2 protein-coding genes are annotated in these 6,158 nt (G+C 34.2%); both read right to left on the bottom strand.

The features are described 5' to 3' along the window. On the bottom strand, nt 1–3,693 hold a 3,693-nt coding region (locus JAO71_RS02350; RefSeq protein ID WP_202998578.1), incomplete at its 3' end, for a VCBS domain-containing protein. A 342-nt stretch (nt 3,694–4,035) separates the two neighbouring features. Continuing rightward, entirely contained in the window at nt 4,036–6,147 is a 2,112-nt protein-coding gene (locus JAO71_RS02345) for a M13 family metallopeptidase (RefSeq protein WP_202998577.1), read from the bottom strand. Nucleotides 6,148–6,158 lie beyond the last annotated feature (11 nt).

Below are 6,158 nucleotides of genomic sequence, written 5' to 3'. Positions count from 1 at the left end.
CTCATCTGCGTCTGTAACTCCGTCGCCATCACAATCTACTGTACTTGTAACTGCTACAGTGATGTCTGCTACGTTATAATCACAAGCATCGTTTGGATCTGTTCCGTTTGCGATTTCATCTGCGTCTGTAACTCCGTCACCATCACAATCTGCGCCACTGGTGACTGCTACAGTTACACTTGAAACATCATAATCACATGGATCGTTTGGATCTGTGTTATCTGGACCTGAAGTACCATCCCTATCTGGATCTACTTCTGTTCCATTTATTACTCCATCACCATCACAATCGGATATATACCAATCGCTAGTCGTGTCTGTTAAATCTACATTTGGTAAACTACCTCCTTCACATGGATCTGTTAGATCTGTTCCGTTTGTCAGTTCATCTCCATTATTCTCTCCATCTCCATCACAATCAGCAGTTAAATAATCTCCACTTTGAGATAAAGTTATATTTGCTGAATCATAATCACATGGATCTGCTGGATCTGTGCCATCCGTTATTTCATCGCCATTGGTTACACCATCGCCATCACAATCTTCTACTAAGTAATCTCCACCTGGTGCAACACTAATATCTGAAACATTAAAATCACATGAATCATATGGATCTGTGTTACCAGGACCTGAATTACCATCCATATCTGGATCTACTTCTGTTCCATTTATTACTCCGTCACCATCACAATCGGCTACATACCAATCGCTAGTTGTATTGGTTAAATCTACATTTGGTAAACTACCTCCTTCACATGGATCTGATGGATCTGTTCCGTTTGTCAGTTCATCTCCATTACTCTCTCCATCACCATCACAATCAGCAGTTAAGTAATCTCCGCTTTGAGATAAGGTTATATTTGCTGAATCATAATCACATGGATCTGCTGGATCTGTACCATCCGTTATTTCATCGCCATTGGTTACACCATCGCCATCGCAATCGGCTAATAAATAATCTCCACTTGGTGCTAAGCTAAGATCTGAATCATTAAAATCGCATGGGTCTATTGGATCTGTGTTACCAGGTCCTGAATTACCATCCATATCTGGATCTACTTCTGTTCCATTTATTACTCCGTCACCATCACAATCGGCTACATACCAATCGCTAGTTGTATTGGCTAAATCTACATTTGGTAAACTACCTCCTTCACATGGATCTGATGGATCTGTTCCATTTGTCAGTTCATCTCCATTACTATCTCCATCACCATCACAATCAGCAGCTAAGTAATCTCCACTTTGAGTTAAAGTTATATTTGCTGAATCATAATCACATGGATCTGTTGGATCTGTACCATCCGATATTTCATCGCCATTTGTAACACCATCGCCATCGCAATCTAAATCACTATAAGTTGACACGTCACACGGATCTATAATAGTTGTACCTAAAGTTACTGATTGTGAATCTGTAGCTGGATTCCCTCCAAAATCTGTTACATCCGCAGTAACAGTAATAGGCCCATCTGTTAGACCTGATATATCAGCATCTGTAGCTGTCCAAATACCGCCTGTTACAGTTGCTGTTGTGGTAACCGTATTTGTACCATCAGAAAAAGTAACCGTAACCACTTGTCCATCTTCAACATCTGTGGTGGTTCCAGTAATAGTTACATCTTGATCTTCTGTATCATCAACTATATTATCACCTTCGATAGGTGTTGAAATAGTAATTGTAGGTGCTGTTTTATCACCATTGATATCAATTATTAAATCTGCAGCACTTGAATTACTTCCATCTGTTAATAAATAATTGAATGTTTCTGTAAGTGATTGACCTGTTAACAATCCTGCTACAGCAGGATTACTTGTGTCTGGAGTGTAAACATATGAACCATCTGGATTAACCACAATCGTACCATACATACCAACAAAACTTGACCCAACAGATACGGGATTACCATCAATTTCTAAAACTATAATATTACTAGCTATACCTTGCCAGTAAATATCTGATATACCTGCAATTTGTCCGCCTTGATCAGGGTTAGTAGCATTTGGTCCATAATTATAACTTAACCTTAACTGATTTATTGGCTCCTCAAAAAGCACATTTACATTACCAGTTGCATCACTTTCTATAGCGTTACCTGTACCGTAGAATGTGTTGCTTCCAGCATCCACTACTCCACCTGTGGTAACATACGTAAAATTTGAAACTACACCATCAAGTGTTCCATTTATTGTAATCTGATCTTGCCAAACAGGTGCTTGAGAAAAATCTATATCAACAACCAAAAAACCTAAATTAAAAACAGGCTCATCAAAATCTATGATTAATTCTGTATCACTAGAAGGATTGGTGCTAGCGTCTATTGAATATAATAAATAACCTGAATGGCCACCATTTGTACCTACTTGAAAGACCGTTTGGTTTTGATCAGCAACCCCTATATTGGAAGGATCAGTTGAAGTAAAATCAAGAGTAATACCATCTACGATTTTTGTTTCACCATCAACTGGTCCTGATATACCTCCAAAAACACCACCACCAGTACTAAATTCAGTTTCCCAAACAAGAATAGATAAGCCTCTATCAATAAAATCTGCACCACTAGGTCCTACATCTGTTATTACATTACCAGAAACATCAGTTTCTGTAACTGCAGTTATAGAAGTGTTATTATCTAATGCCACTGGTGCTTCATCTACACCATTAATAGTAATAGTTAAAATTCCGTAATCTATAATATCTGCGTTATCTTTAACTGTATAAGAAATTATATCATCTAAAGACTCGCCATTTTTTAAACCAATGACAGACGAGCTAGTTTCATCTACATCATAAGAATAGGAACCATTAGATTGAATCGTGATCGAACCATATAAAGTTTGGTAAGAATTACCCACTTGACCAGGATAAACATCTACCTCTGAAACAGTAATTGAATTACCAGAATCATTTGTCAACACATTACCTGTTATGATTCCTGCATTATTTGCTAAAACACTATTAGCTTCATCAACCACATTTGGACCGTTATTATATACCCTAATAATATTTTGGGCACTTGCTGTTGCTAAATTAGGATCTGTAACTTCTATATTTGCAATTCTAACACCAGGAGTTGCAGTATTAGTTGCATTTCTGTAGAAAAGTGTATTTAAAAAGTCTAAAAAATCACTGTTTGAAATTGGATTACCTGCTAACTCAGTAATTGTAAATGTGGTAAAATTTTGAACCACTCTAATTGTGATTGAATTAACAGAAAAATCATTTGTAGAATTTGCCGTATCAAAATTAAACTGAAAGGGACCGTTTGTAGAGTATAAAAATTCTGTTGGATCAATTTCACCCGAAAAACTAACAACAGCAGATAAAATACTATTTGTGTCAGAGCTTAATGTTGGTATTACTGACATTGGAGATAAGTTTCCTGTCGTAGGAATAAATTGAACCACATGATCTACACCTGCATTTACAGAATTTAAATCTAATACAGGGTTTGCAAAATATTTAGTAATAACATTATTTTCGCTATTTGAATTAGCAATGTATGGCATAATAAATATTGCAACTGCAAAAATTTTAAAAGACCATTTTTTATTTACTAAAACAGAGTAAATGAATTGTTGAAATACATTACTAACTGCACTTAAAAAATTACTAGAATTAATTTTATTGACTTTAGCATAATTTAAAAATGAAGATTTTTTTAAAATCGAAAAAAATGTAATTACATCCATATAAATAGTTGTTTTTATTTCACCTAAATTTTAAATTCAAAAAGCATTATTACAAAATATATTTTTAAATAGCTGAATTTTAAACAACTAATTTAAAACATGTTTTATTAAAATTTACTTTACAAATTGTTTTAAAAAGTTATGAAACAAAATCAAGCTTTATAAGGCCTGAATATTAATTTTGATAAAACGCTCATTTAATCGGTTAAAATACATGCTTAGAATGATTTTAAACAGTTGTTTTAAGTATTAATGACTCTATAAATATAGTTTGACTATACAAAAAAAAAAAAGAGCAACTAAATAGTTGCTCTTTTTAAATGTATAAAATCGAACGATTTTCTACCAAATTCTTACACGGTTTTCTGGTGCGATATACATTTTATCTCCTTCTTTTATATCAAAAGCTTCATAAAAAGCATCAATATTTAATAAAGGCTGAACTGCTCTTGTCATTCCTGGAGAATGTGGATCAGTTTTAATTCTAGTTTTTAATGCATCGTCTCTCATTTTTGTTCTCCATACGGTTGCCCAACTCATGAAAAAACGTTGTTCTGCAGTAAATCCATCTATTGGTTCTGGTTTTTCACCATCTTGTTCAAAACTCATTTGTAAAGCATCATAAGCTGCTAATACACCTCCAAGATCACCAATGTTTTCTCCTAAAGTAAATTTACCATTAATGTTAGTTTCTGGTAAAACTTCTATAGCGCTGTATTGATTAGCTAATGCTTCACCTAAACCTTCAAACTGTTTTAAATCTTCATCTGTCCACCAGTTATTTAAATTTCCGTCTTTATCATAACGAGAACCAGAATCATCAAAACTATGAGAAATCTCATGACCAATTACTGCTCCAATTCCTCCGTAATTTACAGCATCATCTGCATTGAAGTTATAAAATGGTGGTTGTAAAATCGCTGCAGGAAATACAATCTCGTTATATGCTGGGTTAAAGTATGCATTTACAACTTGTGGAGCCATATACCATTCTGACTTATCAACTGGCTTACCTAACTTTTCAATATCTTCTTTAAAATTCCATGCACGAGCATTTAAAGAGTTTTGTAAATAAGACCCTCCGTTTTCTACACTACTAATTTGTAAATCAGAATAGTCTTTCCATTTATCTGGATATGCTATTTTAACTTTGGTAGCTCTTAATTTTTCAATTGCTTTTTCTTTAGTTTCTGGACTCATCCAGTCTAATTTATTGATACGGTTTTCAAAAGCTAAAATGACATTTTTAATCATCTTTTCTGCTTTAATTTTTGCTTCTGGCGGAAACTTTTTGTCAACATATAATTTACCTAAAGCTTCACCAACAGTTCCGTTTAACGAACCTAATGCACGCTCGTCTCTAGCACGTTGTGCTTTTGCTCCGTTTAATTCTTTTCCATAAAACTCCCAATTAGCAGTTTCGATATCTGTACTTAAAAAGCCTGCTGAATTATTAAATGTCAACCATTTTAAATAAGCTTTCCAATCGCTAACATTATTATCTGCTAAGACTTCTTGTAATCTATTAAAATACCCTAAATCACCTACAATAACAGTATCTAACTCTTTAACTCCAATACCTGACAAAAAGTTTTTCCAATTAACTTCAGGAACCATTTTTTGAACGTCCTCAATTGATCTTGGATTGTAACGTTTACGTGCATCACGACGATCTACTTTATCCATTTTAGCTTCTTCTAACCTAGTTTCAAATGCTAAAATTTGCTCAGCTTGTTGTTTAGCTTCAGCTTCAGTATCACCTAAATATTGTAGCATTCTAGTAATATGAGCTACATATTTTTCTCTTTTTTCTTTTGAATCTGCATCATCTTTGATGTAGTAATCTCTGTCTGGTAAACCTGTTCTTCCTCCACCAAGATAGGCTACATTACGGTTACTATCTTTTGGATCTGATCCAACTCCAAAACCATATAAACCACCACCTCCTTGAGGCTCCATTTCGATCATATATGCTTGAAGATCTTCAATGTTGTTGATAGCTTCAATTTTTGCTAAATAAGGTTTAACCGGATCTATACCTAAGTTATTACGTCCTACAGTATCCATTATTGTTTGATAATAATGTACTGCTTTTTCTTGATCAGAACCTGGTAATACTTTTATATTGTCTAAATCTTTATTATCTGACATTGCTGCTTTTAAAATACTTAAAGCATCAGCATCTGTTTTTTTACGTAATTCTTGAAAACTTCCCCAAGTAGATTGGTCATCCGGAATTTCGTTGTTTTCTAACCATTTTCCGTTTACGTATTTAAAGAAATCTTCTTTTGGTTGTGTTGACTTGTCCATGTAATCAAGATTGATACCTGGAACTACTTCTAACTGAGCGGTAGGCTTTGTTTCTTCTTGCTGTTTCTGCTCTTCTTTACATCCCATGATGGTCAAGCAGCTAACAACACCTATTACAGTTGTTTTTTTAAGGTTGATTTTCATATTACTTATAT

The sequence above is a fragment of the Olleya sediminilitoris genome, assembly GCF_016785945.1.
GTDB classification, from domain to species: domain Bacteria; phylum Bacteroidota; class Bacteroidia; order Flavobacteriales; family Flavobacteriaceae; genus Olleya; species Olleya sediminilitoris.
This window is presented reverse-complemented; position numbering and strand designations above follow the sequence as displayed.